At 72.6% G+C, this 18099-nt stretch carries 19 protein-coding genes and 1 riboswitch; of the genes, 7 read left to right on the top strand and 12 right to left on the bottom strand.

The genetic code is table 11. From position 1 onward, the window contains the following. Window positions 1-26: 26 nt before the first annotated feature. Window positions 27-1364: an MFS transporter gene (locus RF644_RS04975; protein WP_095650000.1), complete on the top strand. Its 1338-nt coding sequence runs from the start codon at window positions 27-29 to the stop codon at window positions 1362-1364. A 130-nt stretch (window positions 1365-1494) separates the two neighbouring features. Here RF644_RS04975 and RF644_RS04970 read toward each other — a convergent pair whose 3' ends face one another. Beyond that, window positions 1495-1953, bottom strand: coding sequence for a MarR family winged helix-turn-helix transcriptional regulator (locus tag RF644_RS04970; RefSeq protein WP_017831751.1), 459 nt, complete (start codon window positions 1951-1953; stop codon window positions 1495-1497). Between the two features lie 196 nt (window positions 1954-2149). Between RF644_RS04970 and RF644_RS04965 the strand changes: the two genes are divergently transcribed. The 4 genes from RF644_RS04965 to RF644_RS04950 all read left to right on the top strand — a co-directional run bounded on the left by RF644_RS04965 (window position 2150) and on the right by RF644_RS04950 (window position 5754). Then, window positions 2150-3121 (top strand): SDR family NAD(P)-dependent oxidoreductase, encoded by a 972-nt coding sequence (locus RF644_RS04965; RefSeq protein WP_368795633.1) that lies wholly within the window; start codon window positions 2150-2152, stop codon window positions 3119-3121. A 10-nt stretch (window positions 3122-3131) separates the two neighbouring features. After that, the gene (locus tag RF644_RS04960; protein WP_368795631.1) at window positions 3132-4025 is read left to right on the top strand and encodes an amidohydrolase family protein; all 894 of its coding nucleotides are present in this window, start codon (window positions 3132-3134) and stop codon (window positions 4023-4025) included. Then, on the top strand, window positions 4022-5212 hold the full coding sequence (locus tag RF644_RS04955) for an acyl-CoA dehydrogenase family protein (protein WP_368795630.1): 1191 nt from the start codon (window positions 4022-4024) through the stop codon (window positions 5210-5212). The genes RF644_RS04960 and RF644_RS04955 overlap by 4 nt, the downstream gene beginning before the upstream one ends. Before the next feature lie 65 nt (window positions 5213-5277). Beyond that, window positions 5278-5754, top strand: a complete 477-nt coding sequence (locus tag RF644_RS04950) for a MaoC family dehydratase (RefSeq protein WP_368795629.1) — start codon at window positions 5278-5280, stop codon at window positions 5752-5754. An 89-nt stretch (window positions 5755-5843) separates the two neighbouring features. Here RF644_RS04950 and RF644_RS04945 read toward each other — a convergent pair whose 3' ends face one another. The 11 genes from RF644_RS04945 to RF644_RS04895 all read right to left on the bottom strand — a co-directional run bounded on the left by RF644_RS04945 (window position 5844) and on the right by RF644_RS04895 (window position 16825). After that, a complete protein-coding gene (locus RF644_RS04945; RefSeq protein WP_368795628.1) occupies window positions 5844-7025 on the bottom strand; it encodes an NADP-dependent malic enzyme in 1182 nt (393 codons plus the stop codon). Between the two features lie 206 nt (window positions 7026-7231). Next, window positions 7232-7852, bottom strand: a complete 621-nt coding sequence (locus RF644_RS04940; protein WP_272026394.1) for a superoxide dismutase — start codon at window positions 7850-7852, stop codon at window positions 7232-7234. Window positions 7853-7967: 115 nt separating this feature from the next. After that, a complete protein-coding gene (locus RF644_RS04935; protein ID WP_368795627.1) occupies window positions 7968-8498 on the bottom strand; it encodes an SRPBCC family protein in 531 nt (176 codons plus the stop codon). 457 nt (window positions 8499-8955) lie between these two features. Beyond that, a complete protein-coding gene (locus RF644_RS04930; protein WP_368795626.1) occupies window positions 8956-10332 on the bottom strand; it encodes an MFS transporter in 1377 nt (458 codons plus the stop codon). Beyond that, a complete protein-coding gene (locus RF644_RS04925; RefSeq protein WP_109221600.1) occupies window positions 10329-10715 on the bottom strand; it encodes a multidrug efflux SMR transporter in 387 nt (128 codons plus the stop codon). Before RF644_RS04925 ends, RF644_RS04930 begins: the two co-directional genes overlap by 4 nt. Next, window positions 10705-11022, bottom strand: coding sequence for a multidrug efflux SMR transporter (locus RF644_RS04920; protein WP_095650008.1), 318 nt, complete (start codon window positions 11020-11022; stop codon window positions 10705-10707). Before RF644_RS04920 ends, RF644_RS04925 begins: the two co-directional genes overlap by 11 nt. Window positions 11023-11025: 3 nt before the next feature. Next, window positions 11026-12897, bottom strand: a complete 1872-nt coding sequence (locus tag RF644_RS04915; protein ID WP_368795805.1) for an amylosucrase — start codon at window positions 12895-12897, stop codon at window positions 11026-11028. 470 nt (window positions 12898-13367) lie between these two features. Then, the gene (locus RF644_RS04910; RefSeq protein ID WP_133409583.1) at window positions 13368-14303 is read right to left on the bottom strand and encodes an ABC transporter substrate-binding protein; all 936 of its coding nucleotides are present in this window, start codon (window positions 14301-14303) and stop codon (window positions 13368-13370) included. Between the two features lie 73 nt (window positions 14304-14376). Further along, window positions 14377-15048 carry an ABC transporter permease gene (locus RF644_RS04905; RefSeq protein WP_368795625.1) on the bottom strand — a complete coding sequence of 224 codons (672 nt, stop codon included), beginning with the start codon at window positions 15046-15048 and terminating at the stop codon, window positions 14377-14379. Then, window positions 15045-15719 (bottom strand): ABC transporter permease, encoded by a 675-nt coding sequence (locus RF644_RS04900; RefSeq protein ID WP_368795624.1) that lies wholly within the window; start codon window positions 15717-15719, stop codon window positions 15045-15047. Before RF644_RS04900 ends, RF644_RS04905 begins: the two co-directional genes overlap by 4 nt. After that, on the bottom strand, window positions 15716-16825 hold the full coding sequence (locus tag RF644_RS04895; protein WP_368795623.1) for an ABC transporter ATP-binding protein: 1110 nt from the start codon (window positions 16823-16825) through the stop codon (window positions 15716-15718). Before RF644_RS04895 ends, RF644_RS04900 begins: the two co-directional genes overlap by 4 nt. A 119-nt stretch (window positions 16826-16944) precedes the next feature. On the opposite strand from RF644_RS04895, the gene RF644_RS04890 reads away from it, so the two are divergent. Then, window positions 16945-17472, top strand: a complete 528-nt coding sequence (locus RF644_RS04890) for a 2'-5' RNA ligase family protein (protein WP_017831735.1) — start codon at window positions 16945-16947, stop codon at window positions 17470-17472. A gap of 49 nt (window positions 17473-17521) precedes the next feature. After that, the gene (locus RF644_RS04885) at window positions 17522-17758 is read left to right on the top strand and encodes a hypothetical protein (protein ID WP_368795622.1); all 237 of its coding nucleotides are present in this window, start codon (window positions 17522-17524) and stop codon (window positions 17756-17758) included. A 108-nt stretch (window positions 17759-17866) separates the two neighbouring features. After that, window positions 17867-17969: riboswitch (glycine riboswitch) on the top strand. Window positions 17970-18099 lie beyond the last annotated feature (130 nt).

The raw sequence follows: 18099 nt of genomic DNA, 5'->3' as shown, positions 1-18099 counted from the left end.
TCTCCGCCCCAGAGCAAGGAACCGCCATGTCAGCAGCACCCGGCACCCTGGCGTCCCTGGACGCCCGCGCCAGGAACAAAGAGGCGCGCAAGGTCATCTTCTCCAGCTACCTCGGCTCCACCATCGAGTTCTACGACTTCCTGCTCTACGCCTCGGCCTCCGCCCTGGTCTTCCCCTACGTGTTCTTCACCGACCTCGACCCGCTGGCCGGCACGATCGCCGCGTACGGCACCTTCGCCGCCGGCTACCTGGCCCGCCCGCTGGGCGGGGCGGTCTTCGGCCACTTCGGCGACCGCCTGGGCCGCAAGAAGATGCTCATCATCTCGATGCTGATCATGGGCATCGCCTCGACGCTCATCGGCCTCATCCCCAGCGCCGCCGTCATCGGCTCCTGGGGGGCGGTCATCCTGATCCTCCTGCGGGTGTGCCAGGGCATCGCCGTGGGCGGCGAGTGGGGCGGGGCCGCGCTGATGGCCCTGGAGCACTCCGCGAAGGGCAGGCGGGGGTTCGCCGCGTCCTTCACCAACGCCGGCGCCCCGACCGGCGCCGCACTGGGCACCTTCGTCCTGGGCCTGTTCGCCGCCATGCCGGAGGAGCAGTTCCTCTCGTGGGGCTGGCGCGTCCCGTTCCTGCTGTCCGTCCTGCTGCTGGCCGTGGGCGTCTTCGTGCGCTCCCAGGTGTCCGAGAGCCCGATCTTCCAGGCCGCGCTGGCCAAGGAGGCCGCGGAGGGCCCCACCGCCAAGCGCAAGGTGCCCATCGTCGAGGTGCTGCGCCGCCCCCGCGCCCTGGTCTACACGATGCTGGCGGGGGCCTCCGGGTTCGCCCTCCAGGTCTTCCTGGCCACCTTCGCGGTCGCCTACGCGGTCGAGCGCGGCGCCGACCGGCAGCCGGTCCTCTACGCCTTCGCCCTCGCGTCCGTGCTCAGCGTGTTCTTCGTGGTCGGCATGGGCCGCCTGTCCGACCAGCTGGGCCGGCGCCCCGTCATGGTCGTGGGGCTGGTGCTGTTCATCGCCCTCATCCTCCCCATGTTCTCCTGGCTGGCCACCGGCAACGTGCTGCTGATCTTCGCGACCTTCACCATCGGGCTGGCCTGCCACGCCGCGATCTACGGACCGCTGGCGGCCTTCATCTCGGAGCAGTTCGGCACGTCGTCGCGCTACACCGGGGCGTCACTGGGCTACCAGTTCGCCACCCTGATCGGGGCGGGCTTCACCCCCACGATCCTCGCCTCGATCTACGCGTCCTCCGGGCAGGCCATCGCCCCCGTGGTCTGGTACCTGGCCGGGATGGCGGTGGTCAGCGCGGTGTTCATCCTGCTCACCCGTGAGTCCAAGGACTTCGATCTGGAGACCCACGAGCACTGACGCCGCCCGCACCGCCCGCCGCCGAGCATCTGCGGCACCGAGCCCCCGCCTCGTCACCGCCCTCCCCGATCGACCGGGGAGAGGGGGCGGGGCGGGGGCTCGGCGTCGTCGAGGGCCGGGGACCCGTCCGTCAGAAGGCCACCTTCTTCAGCAGCCGGGACAGCTCCTCCCGCTCCGCCGGGGAGAGCGGGGAGAGCGACTCCGCGGTGGAGTTCTCCACCAGGACCCTGGCCCGGGCGTACAGCTCCCGGCCGGCGGCGGTGGGGGCGATGATCTTCGAGCGGCGGTCCCGGGGGTCGGTCCGGCGCTCCACCGCGCCGCGCCGCTCGAGGTCGTCGAGGATGGCCACGATCTGACTGGGGTCCAGCACCAGGAACTGGCTGAGCTCGCGCTGCGTCAGCTGCTCCTCGCCGCAGGCCAGCGCCAGGACCGAGTAGTGGCGCACCTTCAGCTCCAGCTCCGCCAGCCTCCGGTTGGCCGCCGAGGAGCCCGTCGAGGCGGCGCGGGCCATCAGGAAGACCGGCTCCGCCGTCAGCTCCGCCTCGAGGAGGCGCTCGAGACCGGCGGACGGGTCGGTGGGCGTGGTCATAGCGTCTCTCCTGGGGCCGGGGACCCCAGTCTACGGAATCCGTGCCCCCAGCATAGATGGAGGTTCTTAACCATTGACATTTTCAACGAATAGCGGTGGAATGGGGACGAACCCGCAGCAGTGACGGACGTCACCCCGTCCGCCGATCCACGAGCGCCGATCCGTCAGCGCCGATCCGTCAGCGAAGGAGCCACCCATGGCACAGGACAGCACCGCATCCCCGAGCACCACCCCCCTCGCCGGCAAGGTCGCCGTCATCACCGGCTCCGGCCAGGGTCTGGGCCTCGCCTACGCCCAGGAGCTCGCCCGCCAGGGCGCGGCCGTGGTGATCAACGACGTCGACCAGGCCACCGCCGAGAACGCCGTCGCCTCCATCACCGCCACCGGCGGGCAGGCCGTCGCCGTCGTCGCGCCCGTGGGCTCCACCGAGACCGCCACCGCCCTCGTGCAGGGTGCGGTGGAGGCCTTCGGCCGCCTCGACGTCCTCGTCACCAACGCCGGGGTGCTGCGCGACAAGTCCCTGCTGAAGATGACCGACGAGGACTTCGACCTCGTCATCCAGGTGCACCTGCGCGGCACCTTCACCTGCGCCCGCGAGGCCTACCGGTACTTCAAGGAGAACGGGGTGCCCGGGCGGATCATCACCATCGGCTCCCCCACCGGCCAGTACGGCAACTTCGGCCAGACCAACTACGCGGCGGCGAAGGCCGGGATCGTGGGCATGGTCCGCACCTGGGCCCTGGAGATGAAGAAGGCCGGCGTCACCGCCAACGCCGTCATCCCCGTGGCCGCCACCGCCATGACCGAGACCATCCCCTTCTTCCGCTCCGCCGTCGAGGCCGACCGCCGCGGCGAGCCGATGCCGGACTTCTTCCGCAAGGACCTCGGCTTCGGCAACGCCGCCGACGTCGCCGGGCTGATCGCCTGGCTCGCCTCCGACGACGCCGCGCAGGTCACCGGCCAGGCCATCGGCGCCGGCGGCGACCGCCTCCAGGTCTTCAGCCACCCCCGCCCCGTGGCCACCGAGTACCGCGACGGCGGCTGGACCTTCGAGGCGCTGCGCGAGCAGCTCCCCGCGATCCTCGAGGGCAGCCTGCAACCGGTCGGCGAGACCCTGCCCCCGCTGCCGGAGGAACTGAAGCCCGAGTCCGCGACCCAGCAGTCCTAGGGGGACCACCATGCGCTACGAGTACGGTCTCGACCTCGCGTCCCTCGACGCGATCGACATGCACGTGCACATCGAGTGCTCCGACCACGGGCACCCGTCCCTGCCCACGGCCCTGACCGAGGCCTCGGCCAAGTACTTCAAGGCCGAGGACCGGTCCCCGTCCCTGGACACCATCGCCGAGCGCTACCGCGAGTGGCGGATGGCCGCCGTCGTCTTCACCGTCGACGCGACCACGGCCCTGGGCCACGAGCCGAACTCCATCGAGGAGATCGCCGAGGGCGCGGCCCGCAACAACGACGTGCTGATCCCCTTCGGCTCCGTGGACCCGCTCCAGGGTTCCGCCGCGGTGGAGCGGGCCCGGATGCTCGTCGAGGAGCACGGCGTCAAGGGCTTCAAGTTCCACCCCTCCCTGCAGGGCTTCGACCCCTCGGACGAGCGGTTCTACCCGCTCTACGCGGCGATCCAGGACCTGCGCGTCCCCGCCCTGTTCCACACCGGGCAGAACGGCATGGGCGCCGGGCTGCCCGGCGGCTTCGGGATCAAGCTGGGGTACTCCAACCCGCTGCTGCTGGACGCGGTGGCCGCGGACTTCCCCGAGCTCCAGGTCATCATGGCCCACCCCTCGGTGCCCTGGCAGGAGGAGGCCAACTCCATCGCCACCCACAAGGCCAACGTGTGGATCGACCTCTCCGGCTGGTCGCCCAAGTACTTCCCCGAGTCGCTGGTGAAGGCCTCCAACCGGATGCTCCAGGACAAGGTCCTCTTCGGCACCGACTACCCGCTGATCACCCCGCAGAAGTGGCTGAGCGCCTTCGAGCAGCAGTCCTTCACGGACGAGGTCCGACCCAAGATCCTCAAGGACAACGCCGTGCGCCTGCTCGGCCTCGACGGGGCGCGGGCATGAGCACGGACGCCGGGCGCCTCTACCCCGACTGCGACCCGTACGGGATCGCGGAGAGACTGACCGAGGCCGAGAAGGCCCCCCTGCGCCGGCTGCGCCGGGTGCTCGAGGACGAGGTGCGGCCGCTGCTGGCCGAGTACTGGGAGGCCGGGGAGTTCCCCTACCAGGTCGCCCCCTCCCTGCACGCCCTCGCCCTCATGACCCCGCCCGAGCTCACGGCCGACGGCGGGCAGCCCCGGTCCCTGTACCACGGGTTCCGGATCTTCGAGCTGGCCCGCACCGACGCCTCGGTCGCGACGTTCTACACCGCCCAGGCCGGGCTGTTCCGAACGGCCTGCCGCGTGGGCGGCACGCCGGAGCAGTTCGCCGCGTGGGACCCGAAGATCACGTCCTTCGAGATGACCGGGGTGTTCTGCCTGACCGAGCCCGAGCACGGCTCCGACATCGCCGGCGGTCTGGCCACCACGGCCCGGCGCGAGGGCGACGAGTGGGTGCTGACGGGCACCAAGCGCTGGATCGGCGGCGCCTTCACCGCCGACCTCCTCGCCGTCTTCGCCCGCGACGAGGCCGACGGGCAGGTCAAGGGCTTCCTCGTGGACCGGCAGGCCCCGGGCGTGCGGCTGGAGAAGATCCACGGCAAGACGTCCCTGCGGATGATGCAGAACGCCGACATCCACCTCGACGGGGCCCGGGTGCCGGAGGCACAACGGCTGGGGAACGTGAACTCGTTCAAGGACGTCGCCGCGATGCTGCGCGCCATGCGCTCCGACGTCGCCTGGATCGCCACCGGCATCCAGGCCGGCGCCTACGAGGCCGCGCTGCGCTACGTGCGGGAGCGCGAGCAGTTCGGCCGCCCGATCGGCGGCTTCCAGCTCGTCCAGGAGAAGCTGGCCCGGATGCTCGGCAACGTCACCGCGTCCCTGACCATGGTCGCCGGCCTCGCCGAGCGGCAGGAGGGCGGCGTCTACCGGGACGAGGACTCCGCCCTGGCGAAGATGTGGATCAGCCTGCACATGCGCGAGACCGTGGCACTGGCCCGCGAACTGGTCGGCGGCAACGGCATCACCCTGGCCCACGACGTCGCCCGCTTCCACGCCGACGCCGAGGCCGTCTACTCCTACGAGGGCACCCACGAGATCAACGCCCTCGTGGTCGGCCGGTCGATCACCGGCCGGAGCGCGTTCGTCTGAGCCGCCCGCCCGACACCACCCGATCCACCACCGACACCACAGACGCCACCACGTAAGGACACGCCATGACCGAAGCACAGACCCAGCCCCAGACCGTCGTCGCCTTCGACGAGGTGAAGAACCTCGTCGGCAAGAGCCTCGGGCACTCCGCCTGGCGGGAGATCACCCAGGAGCAGGTGAACACGTTCGCCGACGCCACCGACGACCACCAGTGGATCCACGTGGACCCCGAGCGCGCCCAGGAGGGCCCGTTCGGCGCCCCGATCGCCCACGGCTTCCTGACCCTGTCCCTGCTCATCCCGATGTGGTCCGAGCTCTTCGACGTCACCGGCGTGCGGACCAAGGTCAACTACGGCCTCGACAAGGTCCGCTTCACCTCTCCCGTCAAGGTGGGCTCGCGGATCCGCATGACCGTGACCATCACCGACGTCCAGGAGGTCAAGGGCAACGGCCTGCACCTGGTGGCCGACGGCACGATCGAGATCGAGGGCGAGGAGCGGCCCGCCGTGGTCGCCACCTTCCTCAACCGCTTCTACGCCTGAACGCGCCACCTCCTGACCCGCGACGGCCCGGGTGACCACGGCATTCCGTGGTCGCCCGGGCCGTCGCGGGTCAGCGGGTGCGGAGCGGGTCAGACGGTCGCCTCGGCCCGGGCGCAGGCCGCCACGGCCTCCGCCACGGCCGGGGCGACGCGGGGGTCCAGGGCGGAGGGCACGATGTGGTCCGGGCGCAGACCGTCCGCGGCGGCGATCGCGGCGATCGCCCGGGCGGCCTCGAGCTTCATGACCGGGGTGATCCGGTCCGCCCCGGCGTCCAGAGCCCCGCGGAAGATGCCGGGGAAGGCCAGCACGTTGTTGATCTGGTTCGGAAAATCGCTGCGCCCCGTGGCCACCACGGTCGCGTACTTCGCGGCGACCTCGGGCATGATCTCCGGGTCCGGGTTGGCCAGGGCGAACACGATCGCGTCCTCGGCGAGTTCGGTGAGGTGCTCCTCGGGGACCGTCCCGCCCGACACGCCCACGAACACGTCGGCGCCCTCGAGGGCGTCCTTGGGCCCGCCGATCAGCCCGCGCGGGTTGGTGCGCCCCGCGTAGCCGGCCTTGATCGCGTTGAGGTCGTCGCGCTCCCTCGAGACGATGCCCCGGGAGTCCATCAGCACCACGTCCTCGATGCCCTGGGCCAGCAGGATCTCGGTGATCGCGATCCCGGCCGCCCCGGCCCCGGCGATCACCACCTTGAGACGGGCCAGGTCCTTGCCCACCAGGGCCGCGGCGTTGAGCAGCGCGGCCAGGACGACGACGGCGGTGCCGTGCTGGTCGTCGTGCATCACCGGGATGTCCAGCTCCTCGATCAGGCGCTTCTCGATCTCGAAGCAGCGCGGGGCCGAGATGTCCTCGAGGTTCACCGCGCCGAAGGACGGGCGCAGCAGCTTGACGGTGCGCACGATCTCCTCGACGTCCTGGGTGTCGAGCACGATCGGGATCGAGTCGAGGTCCGCGAAGGTCTTGAACAGGGCGGCCTTGCCCTCCATCACCGGCAGGGACGCGGCCGGGCCGATGTCACCCAGGCCCAGCACCGCGGAGCCGTCGGAGACGACCGCCACGAGCCGGCCGGCCCAGGTGTGCGTGGCCGCCATCGCCGGGTCGGCGGCCACCGCCCGGGACACCTCGGCCACCCCGGGGGTGTAGGCGATGGAGAGGTCCCGGCGGGTGGCCAGGGGGGACTTCGAGACCACGGAGAGCTTGCCGCCCTCGTGGGAGCGGAAGATCTCCTCGTGCGTGATGGGGCCGGGCTGCTGGTTCTCGTCGCTCATGCGGGGTCCTCGTGCTCTCGTCGTTGAGTGCGAACAGGGTCCCCGCCATTGTGCCCCACCGCCGGGCCCCCTCCCCCGCCCGTGTGACGCTCCGGGACCTCCGCGGTGCCCCTTGCCCGGGCGGCACAGAGCCCCCGGACCGCGTGGTCCGGGGGCTCTGCTCGCGGGGTCGGGCGCGCGCGGCGCCCGACGGTGCGGATCGGGGATCAGATGATGGACCGGCCCCCGGTGCGCGCCTTCTCGAAGCGCTCCTGGACGTCCGCCCAGTTCACGATGTTCCAGAAGGCCTTGACGTAGTCCGCCTTGACGTTCTGGTAGTCGAGGTAGAACGCGTGCTCCCACATGTCCAGCTGGAGCAGCGGGATCGTGGCGACGGGCACGCCGTTCTGCTGGTCGTACATCTGCTCGATGACCAGGTTGCCGCCGACGGGCTCGAGGGCGAGGATCGCCCAGCCGGAGCCCTGGATCGTGGTGGCCGCGGCGGTGAAGTGGTCGCGGAAGGCGTCGAAGGACCCGAAGTGGTCGTCGATCGCCGCGGCGAGCTCACCGGTCGGCTTGTCACCGCCCTCGGGGGAGAGGTTCTGCCAGAACACCGAGTGGTTCACGTGGCCACCGAGGTTGAACTGCAGGTCCTTGGACAGCTTGGCCGCGGCGGCGCCGTCACCGTTCGCGCGGGCCTCCGCCATCTTCTCCAGGGCGGTGTTGGCACCGGCCACGTAGGTGGCGTGGTGCTTGTCGTGGTGCAGCTCCATGATCTTCGCGGAGATGTGGGGCTCGAGCGCCGCGTAGTCGTAGGGAAGATCGGGAAGGGTGTACTTCTCGGCCATAGGAGAGTCCTTTCGAGTGCTGTCGTGTGGTTCCACCCTCGTCCCGCGCGCGAGCAGGGGTCAAGGAGGTTCCGCCACCAGCGTACGGCGAGCCCCGGGCAGGCTCCGCGGGGACTCAGAAGAAGTCGGGCGGGCTCTCGAGCGGGCAACGGGGCGGGTGGGGGGTCAGCTGGGACGGGACCGTGAACTCGTAGTCCCCCGTCTCGATCATCCGCCCCAGCGTCTCGAGGGCGTTCCGGGCGCTCCGGCGCGCGGCCGGTTCGAGCAGGCGCCACAGCCAGGCCTTGGACTCCGTGAACCGCCCGTCCACGACCTTCTCGATCCGGGTGCCCCCCTCCACCGGTTCCCAGGTGATGGTCACCAGCAGGTCCACCACGCCCTTGGTGGTGCGCATCCCCAGGCGCCGGCCCGGGACGTGGTCGGAGACGATGTTCACGAAGGAGAAGCGGAGGGGGCCCACGCGGACCGTGGACTCGATCGACGTGCCGAGCTGCAGCACGGCCGTGCTGACCTGGTAGTTCCGCTCCGGGATGGGGTTCCAGCGGCGCAGGCAGCCGGGGTCGAGCAGGAAGCGCTCCACCAGGGCCGGGTCGGCCGCGACCACGGCCGTGTCCACCAGCCGGAACGTCGTGGCGCCCTTCAGCATCGTGTCCTCCGCTCCCCGGTCGGATCCGCGCCCCGGGCAGGCACGCGCAGCGCACGGACGGGAGCAATTCGCATGTGCACACAACTACTCTAGTGATCGGCCGCCGCGGGGCCCGCCCGTCCGGGTGCACAGGGGGTGGAGAAAGTTGTCCACAGGTGTGGAGGAACGCGTGCACAGAACGAGCACCGGCGCACCCGATCCCCGGCCGGCGGCGCCGTTGCAGGTCAGCGCGGGGTCGGCGGGACAGGGAGTCCCGTAATTCCACCGGTGGAAGTTATCCACGCTGTGGACAACGCCTGTGGAGAAGCTGTTGAGAAGACCGTGCCAGGACGTCACGGAGCGTCGCACAGAGGCCGGCCGGTCCCCCTGAACGGGGGACAGCACCGGTCGGCGGGCAGCCGGGGGGCCCGCCGACCGGGGGGCAGCAGCGGCCGGGAGCACTCCGGACGGCGGCGTCCTAGCGGTGTGCACGGGAGCGCACGAGGACGGCGAGCGCCGCGCAGGCCAGGTAGCAGACGAGCACCACGCCCCAGCCCACCGCGAAGGACCCCGTGAGCTGGAGCAGTCCGCCGAGGGCGAGCGGACCGGCGCAGAACCCCGCGTACAGGCCCATGGTCACCACGCCGGTGGACGCCCCCACCCGGTCGGCGGGCACGGCGCGCATCGCCGCGGACATCACCACCACGCTCACCGCGAGTGCCGCGCCCCCGTGCAGGACGGCCGCCGGCCACACCGCCCACGCGAGGCCGGGGTGCAGCGGCGCCAGGATCAGCAGCACGGCGCTCGCGGCCGCCCCCAGGGCCATGCCGGCCAGCAGCACGAAGCCGTCCGTGCCCGGCCGGTCCATCACGCGCGCCCACAGCACCCGGGAGGCGATGCCCACGAGCGCGGAGACGGACACGGTGGCCCCGGCGGCGACGACGTCGAGGCCCAGCTCCCGGTGGGCGTAGAGCGGCAGGTAGACGTTGGCGGCCTGCGCCCCCAGCCCGGTCAGTGCCGCGGCCGCGGCGTACGCCTTGACGGCACCGGGCATCGGCGGCCGTGCGGCGGCGCCCGACGTCCGGGGCCGGCTCGTCGGTTCCGGCCGCCGGGTCCGGCGACCGGTCCACGACCGGAGGGCCGCCCAGGACCGGGACGGCAGCGTCGCCGGCGACGGAGACCCCGTCCCGGACCGGGACGCCGTCCGCGGCCCGGACGCTGTCCGCGGCCGTGATGCCGCCCCGGACGGAAACGTCGTCCGGGACGGGCGTGCCGCCGGGGTGCCGGGGTGGTTGTCCGGGACCGTCCACCAGCCGTGCACGAGCAGGAGCAGCACCGCGCCCACAGCCACCAGGACCGCGGTGCGCCAGCCGAGCAGCAGGCCGAGCGCGGGGAAGGTCAGGCCCGCCACGAGCTGCGAGGCCTGCACGCCGGCCTGCTTGATCCCGAGCCAGCCGGCGCGCCGCCCGGCGGGCACGTGCAGCCGGATGAGCCGGTTGGTCGCGGGGTTGGCCATGACCTGCCCGAGCCCCGAGAGCACCATGGCTGCGAGCAGGACCGCGTAGCCCGGCGCGGCGGCGGTCAGGAGCATCGCGAGCGCGGCGCCGCCGAACATCACGACCAGCAGGGTGCGGGCGGCCAGCCGGTCCGCCCAGCGACCCGTGCGCACCGCGGTGACGGCCGCGACGAAGAAGGTGGTGGTGGCGAGCAGCCCGAACTGCGCCTCCGTGAGCTCCAGGTCCGCGATCACCAGGGGGCTCATCGCCGAGAGGCTGTGGGTCAGCAGCGGGCCCACGGCCATCGTGGCGGTGAGCACCAGCATGAGGTGCGCGCCCGGCCTGCGGTCCCGGGTCACCGGTCCTTCCCCGGGGTCGACCGGTCGGCGGCGTGCAGGCCCACGACGCACGCCACGATCCCCGCCAGGAAGAGGGCCTTCGCCCACGAGATCTGCTCCTGCCCCGTGCCGGCCGCCCACGCGACCGTGAGCACGGCGCCGATGCCCGTCCACACGGCGTAGGCGGTGCCCATCGGCACCACCCGGGCGGCGCGTGCCAGGGTGAGCATGCTCAGCACCAGGGTCACGGCGAAGAGCAGACCGGGGCCCGGCCGCGAGAAGCCCTCGGACGCGCCCAGGGCGGTGGCCCAGACCGCCTCCAGGATCCCGCTGAGCACCAGCAGCGCCCAGGCACGGGCGCGCCGGTCCCGCTCGGCCCGCGCCGCGCCGGCCTCAGCCGACAACCTTGAGCCCGATCACACAGCCGACGAGTCCGAGCACCAGCAGGATCCTGAGGGGCGTGGCGGACTCGCGGCCCGTCAGCATGGACCAGGCCACGGTCAGGGCCGCGCCGATGCCCACCCAGACGGCGTACGCCGTGCCCGTGGGGAGGGTGGCCATGGCGTAGGACAGTCCGGCCAGGCTCACGGCGGCCGTCACCGCGAACACCACGGCCGGCACGGGACGGCGGAGACCGTCCGAGGCCGCGAGCGCGGACGCCCACACCGCCTCGAGGACGCCCGAGAGCACCAGCACCGTCCACGCACCCACGGGTCAGCGCTTCGGGAGCACGCGGATCCAGAGGAACCCGTGGGCGTCGAGCAGCAGACCGTGGCGCAGGTCGAGCTCGGTGTTGCCGTGCAGCTCGACGGCCTGGGGCAGGAACCCCGAGAGGGTCTCCCCCGTGACGAACTGGGACCAGTCGGAGAAGTTCGCCAGGCACAGCACCACCGTGTTGCCGCCCGGGCGCTGGTAGCCCAGCACGTGGGGGTTGTGCGCGTCGAACGGGAGGAGCGTGTTGCCGTCGAACTCCGGGGAGTTCCGGCGCAGCTCGACCATCCTCCGGATGCCCCCGAAGATCCGGCCCTGCACGGAGAACAGCTCGTGACGGCGCTCGTAGTCCTGGACGGGCCGCGGCGGCCGGTGCACCCACCGGGCGTCGCCGGCGTGCGCGGGGTCCTCGTTCCAGGCGGGGTCGTTGAGCTGGCCGACCTCGTCGCCCAGGTACAGCAGGGGGATGCCGCCGGTGCTCATCGCCACGGAGTGCGCGAGCAGGACCCGGTCCACCGCGGACGCCGGGTCCTCGGCGAGGCCCAGCAGGGACGCCGTGGTCCCGCACACGCGGCAGTCCCCCGTGCGGGGGTTCTCCTGGAACGGGACGCCGTCCGCGAAGCTGCCGGGGTGGCGCCCGGTGTAGAAAGCGTTGAGGAAGCGGCGGTGGTCGTGGCCGTGCACGCCCAGCCGGGCGGCGTCCTCGTCCGAGAACGTCCAGCCGATGTCGTCGTGGCCGCGCACGTAGTCCACCCACGCCGTGCCGGGCGGGAGGGCGTGGCGCTCCTCGAGGGCCTGGGCGAGCAGCTTCGGCTCCCGGGTGGCCATGGCCTCCCAGGTCAGGGCCATCTGGAGCGGGTTGTAGGACAGCTGGCACTGTCCGGGCTCGATGTACCGGGCGACCTCGTCCGGGTGGACGATCGCCTCGGACTTGAACAGCACGGCCGGCGCGGCGATCCGGCACAGCGCGTTGTACGCGCGCAGCAGCACGTGGGCCTGGGGCAGCGACTCGCAGGCGGTGCCCAGCTGCTTCCAGATGAACGCGACGGCGTCCATGCGCAGCACCTCGACGCCCTGGGCGGCCAGGAACAGCAGCTCCGCGGCCATCGCCCGGAAGACGGCGGGATTGGTGTAGTTGAGGTCCCACTGGAAGGAGTAGAAGGTGCTCCACACCCACCGGGGGTCCTCCTCACCGGCGCCGATCCGCGTGAAGGAGCCGGGGTGGTCGTCCGGGAAGATCTCCCGCGTGGTGCGCTCGAACTGCTCCGGGACCGTGCGGTCCGGGAAGATCCAGTAGTAGTCCTCGTACTCCCGCTCCCCCGCGGCGGCCCGGCGCGCCCACTCGTGCTCGTTGGAGGTGTGGTTGAAGACGAAGTCGAGGACCAGGCTGATCCCGTTCCGGCGCAGCTCGCGGCCCAGCTCGGCGAGCTCCTCCATGGTCCCCAGCCTCGGCTCCACGCGGCGGTACGAGGACACCGCGTAGCCGCCGTCCGAGTTGCCCTCCGGCGCCTCGAACAGGGGCATGAGGTGGAGGTAGGTCAGGCCCAGTTCCCGGAAGTAGGGGATCTGCTCCCGGATGCCCCGCAGGTTCCCCGCGTACCGGTCCACGTAGCAGACCCCGCCGAGCATCTGCCGCGCGCCGAACCACGCGGGGTCCTGCTCGCGCCGGGCGTCCAGGTCCTTGAGGTCGTCGGGGCGCTCGGCCCAGGAGCGCGCCAGCTGCAGCCCGAGCTCGCTGAGCTGTTCGAGGAAGTCCTCGCGGTGGCCGTAGATCTCGGCGAAGAGCAGCGTCAGCCGGGGGAAGTGCTCGTCGAACCTGCGGTCGAAGTCCGTCCACCCCGTGCCCGGCAGGTCCGCCGGACGGCCCTCCTGCACCCGCTGGCGGACGCACGCGGTGATCACGCGCGCCTGGTTCTCCGGCGACAGGCCCGGGATACCGGGCGTACTGGTGTTCGGCACACTGCTCCTTCGGTCGTCCGCCCCGGGGCGGGCAGTCTCCGAACTCGAGATCCTCCTTGACGACGAGCCCTCGGATGGTCGAGGACCAGCTGCCACCGGCGGGCGGGAGCGGTCCGCCCCTCAGCATACTGATGCGCTCCCAGCTTTTCAGCGGATGACCCGGGGCTTCCTCCACATGCCTGTGCACAGAGTTGTCCACAGGTGTGGACGAGTCCTGGGGACACTGTGGGGAAAGGCCCGCCGGCACCCTCCAGGAGCGCCCCGGCGGGCGCGGAGGACCCCCGGAGAGGACGCCGTGCGTGTGGAGAACCCTGTGCAGGGCGGACGCCGCGCCCCGGGATCGCGGACCCCGGGACGCGGCGCCCGTTCCGGTGCCGTGCGCGGGCTCAGTACCCGTTGGCGGACAGCCACTCCTGCGCGGCGTCGGCCGGGCTGACCTGGTCCTCGCCGCTGACCTGGCGGTTCAGGTCGATGAGGGCCTCCGTGGTGAGCTTGCCGGAGAGCTCGTTCAGCGCGTCCACCGCCTCCTGGGGCAGCCGGTCCGCCGCGGCCAGCGGCAGGACCTGCTGGGCGATGAAGTTGTTCTCCGGGTCCTCCAGCACCACGAGGTCGTTGTCGGCGATCGCCGGGGTGGTCGTGAAGATGTCGGCGACGTCCACGTCCCCGTCGAGGAGGGCCTGGACGGTGAGCGGGCCGCCGCCGTCGTTGATCGGCTCGAAGGACTCCGGCACGCAGCCGTACTTCTGCTCCAGGCCGTCGAGGCCGTAGGCGCGCTCGGCGAACTCGGGCGGACCCGCGATCACGAGCTCCCCGCACACCTCCGCCAAGTCGGCGATGCTCGTGAGCCCGTACTGCTCCGCGGTCCCGGAGGTGACCACCATGGCGTCCTTGTTCTCCGCCTCGGAGGCCTCGAGCACGGTCAGGCCCTCGGGCAGCGCGTCCGGCAGGGCCGCCATGATCTCGTCGGCCGAGCTCGCCGTGGCCTCGGGGTCCGCGAAGAGCAGCAGGTTGCCGGAGTAGTCGGGGACCACGTCCACGGACCCGTCCTGCACGGCCCCCACGTAGGCCTCGCGGGCGCCGATGCCCAGGGACGTCTCCGTCTCGACCCCGGCGGACTCGAGCGCCCCGGCGTAGAGCTCGGCCACGATCTGGCTCTCCGGGAAGTCGGCTGAGCCCACGGTCACGGTCTCCGAGGACGTGGTCGCGGACCCGTCCTCCTCGGCGAGGGGGTCGCCGCCGCCGCAGGCGGTCAGGCCCAGCAGCAGGGCGGCGCCCAGGGCGGGCGCGGCGGCGCGGCGGCGGAGCGCGGGAGCGGTGGTCATGGTGGTTCTCCTGTCGGTCGGTGGCACGGAGGACGGTGGGGCTCGGGAGGACGGGGGTCAGTGGCAGCGTGGGTCAGGGAGCGGCGAGGCGCAGCCCCGGCGAGGTGGACAGCCGCTGGGCCAGGGCCAGGACGGCGTCCACGACGAGCGCGAGGACCGCCACGAGCACCACGGAGCCGAGCATTCGGTCGTAGTCGCGCACCGCGAGGCCGTCGATGAGGTAGCGGCCGAGGCCGCCGAGGTTGATGTAGGCGACCACGGTCACGGTCGCCACGACCTGCAGGGCGGCGTTGCGGACCCCGCCCAGGATCACGGGCAGGGCGTTGGGCACCTCCACGCGGGTCAGCACCTGGCTCCCGGTCATCCCCATCGCCGCCCCGGCGTCCTTGAGGGCCGGGGACACGTTCGCGACCCCCGCGTAGGCCCCCGACAGGATCGGGGGGATCGCGAGCAGGACGAGCGCGATGATCGGCGGCACCAGTCCGAGCCCGAGCAGCAGGGTGAAGAGGGTGAGCAGGCCCAGCGTGGGCAGGGCGCGCAGCGCCCCGGCCAGGCCGACGACGACGCCGGAGCCGCGCCCCGTGTGCCCCACCCACAGGCCCAGGGGGACCGCCACGGCCAGGGCCACGGCCATCGTCACGCCGCTGTACGTCAGGTGCTCCAGCAGCCGGGCGGGGATGCCGCCGGCCCCGGACCAGTTCTCGGGCTCGGTCAGCCACTCCAGGGCGCCGCCGGCGAGGCTCACGCGACCGCTCCTCTGCGCACGCGCGGGACCGGGGCCGTGCCCGCGCGCTGCCAGCGCGTCAGGGCGCGGCCGGCCCCCCGGAGCACGAGGTCCATGAGCACCGCCAGGACCACGGTCAGGACGATGCCCACCGCGATCTCCTCGAGGATGGACCGGCGCAGCCCGTCGGTGAACAGGGTGCCGAGGGACTGCACGCCGATCACGGCGCCCACGCTGACCATGGAGATGTTGCTGACGGAGGCGACCCGCAGCCCGGCGACCAGCACGGGCACCGCGAGCGGCAGCTCGACCGCGAAGAAGCGCCGCAGCGGGCGGTAGCCCATCGCGGTGGAGGCCTGCAGGATGTCGCGGTCCACGGACTCGAAGGCGTCCACGGAGGAGCGCACCAGGATGGCCACGACGTAGACGGTCAGCGCCACGACCACGTTCACCACCGAGGTGATCTGCGTGCCGAGGAGCAGGGGCAGCACCACGAACAGGGTCAGGGAGGGGATGGTGTAGAGCAGGGAGGAGCCCGTGACGAGCACCGGGCGCAGCGTGCGGTTGCGGGCGGCGAGCCGGGCCACCGGGACGGCGACGAGGGCGCCGAGCAGCAGGGGCAGCACCGACTGGACGAGGTGCGTGCCCGTGAGCTCCAGGACGTAGGGCCAGTTCCGGCTCGTCCAGCTCATCGGGGCGTCCGCCCGCCGAGCCGCGCGTCCTCGATGGCCGCGATGATCTCCCCCGGCTGCATGATCCCGACCGCCCGGCCGTCGTCGTCGACGACCACGGCGAGGCCCGACGGCGAGGACAGGGCCGCGTCCAGGGCGCTGCGCAGGGAGCTGCCGGGCCGGTGCAGGGTGCCGCCGACCACGGGGTCGTCCTCCGCGCCAGGCCGCACCCAGCCGCGGGGGGCGCCGTCGTCGTCGACCCGCAGCGTCCACCCGTCGGGGACGGGCCCGTCCCCGGTGCCGGCCACGCCCTGGGTGCCGTCCGGGCGCACGGTGGCCACCGGGTGCACGGGGATGTCGTGGGCCGAATCGAAGGTCAGGGAGCGGAAGCCGCGGTCCCGGCCCACGAAGTCCGCCACGAAGTCGTCGGCGGGAGCGCGCAGCAGCTCCTCCGGGGTGGCGTACTGCGCCAGCCGCCCGCCGGTGGCGAAGACGGCCACCCGGTTGCCGAGCAGGATCGCCTCGTCGATGTCGTGGGTGACGAACACGATGGTGCGGTGCAGCCGGCGCTGGAGGTCCAGCAGCTCGCGCTGCAGGTCCTGGCGCACCACGGGGTCCACGGCGGAGAACGGCTCGTCCATGAGCAGGACCGGCGGGTCGGCGGCGAGCGCCCGGGCCACGCCCACGCGCTGCTGCTGACCGCCCGAGAGCTGGGAGGGGTAGCGGGAGCCCAGGGCCTCGGCGAGCCCCACGGTGCTCAGCAGCTCGCGGGCCCGCTCCCGCGCCTGCTTCCTCGGCACGCCGTTGAGCCGCGGGACGGTCGCGATGTTGTCCACCACGGTCCGGTGCGGCAGGAGGCCCGACTGCTGCATGACGTAGCCCATGGAGCGGCGCAGCTCGTGGGCGGGCACGGACGTGACGTCGCGGCCCTCGACCGTGACGGTGCCGGAGGTGGGCTCCACCATGCGGTTGATCATCCGCAGGGAGGTGGTCTTGCCGCAGCCGGAGGGTCCCACGAACACGGTGAGGGACCCGCGGGGGATCTCGAGGTCGAGGGCTTCGACGGCCGTGGTCCCGTCCGGGTACGTCTTGCCGGCGCCCTCGAAACGGATCGCGATGTCGGTCATGGAGATCCTCCCGTTGCCGTCCGGCCAGTATAGGCAAGCACGGCGGACGCCCCGCTAGACTCGCGTCCACCGGAGGCGGATCCCGCGGGACCGCCGGCCGACGCGCGAGGAGGTGGACGGTGCACAGCCTGGAGCTGCTGCTGGGCGAGGACGCCGAGGCGGCCGTGCGCGCGGACTGGGACCGGCTGGCCGAGGCGGGGCTGCCCAGCTCCGGCCGGCACCGCTCCGAGTCCAACCGCCCCCACATCACCCTGGTGGCCGCCCCGTCCCTCGCCCCGGAGACCGTGCCGGGGGTCGACGAGCGGGTCGCCGCGGCCGCCGGGTTCGTGGACCTGCCGCTGACCAGCGCGGGCGTGCTGCTGTTCGGTCCGGGCCGGGGCGGCTACGTGGTGGTCCGCCAGGTCGTGACCACCCCCGAGCTGCTCGAGCTGCACCGGCGGGTCTGCGACGCCGTGGGCTCGGTCCCCGGGCAGGCGCGCACCTCCTTCCCCGGGGCCTGGACGCCGCACATCACCCTGGCGCGCCGGATGCGCCCGGAGCAGGTGGCCGCCGCGCTCGACGTCCTGGCCCCGCACCCCGAGCCGCTGCGCGCCGTGGCGCTGCGCCGCTGGGACGCGGACGCCCGCACCGTGGTGCAGCTGGCCTGAGGTCCGGCCCCGTGCCGGCGACGGGTGCGGAGCCGCGTAGGCTCGGATCATGACGAGCGCACAGGACATCGCCACCTGGATGATCGACCGCATCCGGACCGAGGGAAGGCTGTCCCAGGACCAGGCTGTCCAGGACATCCCCGGGACCTTCGGCCCCGAGTGGGTCCGGACCCTGGAGAACGGGCACACCGGGATCAGCAAGGTGGTCCTCGCGGAGTTCCGCAAGGCCCACGGCGGCACGGTGCAGTGGGACCGCGACCGCCGCTTCTGGTCGCTCAAGAGCTGAGCCGCCGGGCCGATCCGCCGGACGGCTCCCCCGGCACGGCCGGGGTCCCCCGCGTGACGGTGGACACCTCTTTCCGGCTCCGGCTATCCTGGGAGCAGAAGACGCCCATGAACCGTGGTGGGAGAGTCCCGCCGGTGCACTCGGACCGGCGGGCGCCGTAGGAGCAATTCCTCCCCAGGAAACTCTCAGGCCCCCGTACCACCACGGATCGGCAACTCTGGAAAGCAGCCCGGCGCGCGTCGCCGGACTCACCGACGGTGCAAGCGGCCCCCGGCCGCGGAATCTCTCAGGTCCCAGACAGAGCGGGGAGGAACTCGAACCGATCCACGCCGCCCTGGCGT

The sequence above is a fragment of the Kocuria sp. CPCC 205258 genome, from assembly GCF_040981005.1.
Lineage (GTDB): Bacteria > Actinomycetota > Actinomycetes > Actinomycetales > Micrococcaceae > Kocuria > Kocuria rosea.
The sequence above is the reverse complement of the archived record's forward strand: the minus strand, read 5'-3'. Positions and strand labels throughout refer to the sequence as shown.

What these genes read in the sequence shown, in the direction of transcription:
- RF644_RS04935 (WP_368795627.1), bottom strand. Translation starts at nt 8,498, where the DNA reads ATGCTGAAGGGCGCCACGACGTTCCGGCTGGTGGACACGGCCGTGGTC.
- RF644_RS04900 (WP_368795624.1), bottom strand. Translation starts at nt 15,719, where the DNA reads ATGAGCTGGACGAGCCGGAACTGGCCCTACGTCCTGGAGCTCACGGGC.
- RF644_RS04970 (WP_017831751.1), bottom strand. Translation starts at nt 1,953, where the DNA reads ATGACCACGCCCACCGACCCGTCCGCCGGTCTCGAGCGCCTCCTCGAG.
- RF644_RS04975 (WP_095650000.1), top strand. Translation starts at nt 27, where the DNA reads ATGTCAGCAGCACCCGGCACCCTGGCGTCCCTGGACGCCCGCGCCAGG.
- RF644_RS04955 (WP_368795630.1), top strand. Translation starts at nt 4,022, where the DNA reads ATGAGCACGGACGCCGGGCGCCTCTACCCCGACTGCGACCCGTACGGG.
- RF644_RS04945 (WP_368795628.1), bottom strand. Translation starts at nt 7,025, where the DNA reads ATGAGCGACGAGAACCAGCAGCCCGGCCCCATCACGCACGAGGAGATC.
- RF644_RS04950 (WP_368795629.1), top strand. Translation starts at nt 5,278, where the DNA reads ATGACCGAAGCACAGACCCAGCCCCAGACCGTCGTCGCCTTCGACGAG.
- RF644_RS04965 (WP_368795633.1), top strand. Translation starts at nt 2,150, where the DNA reads ATGGCACAGGACAGCACCGCATCCCCGAGCACCACCCCCCTCGCCGGC.
- RF644_RS04940 (WP_272026394.1), bottom strand. Translation starts at nt 7,852, where the DNA reads ATGGCCGAGAAGTACACCCTTCCCGATCTTCCCTACGACTACGCGGCG.
- RF644_RS04895 (WP_368795623.1), bottom strand. Translation starts at nt 16,825, where the DNA reads ATGACCGACATCGCGATCCGTTTCGAGGGCGCCGGCAAGACGTACCCG.
- RF644_RS04885 (WP_368795622.1), top strand. Translation starts at nt 17,522, where the DNA reads ATGACGAGCGCACAGGACATCGCCACCTGGATGATCGACCGCATCCGG.
- RF644_RS04960 (WP_368795631.1), top strand. Translation starts at nt 3,132, where the DNA reads ATGCGCTACGAGTACGGTCTCGACCTCGCGTCCCTCGACGCGATCGAC.
- RF644_RS04910 (WP_133409583.1), bottom strand. Translation starts at nt 14,303, where the DNA reads ATGACCACCGCTCCCGCGCTCCGCCGCCGCGCCGCCGCGCCCGCCCTG.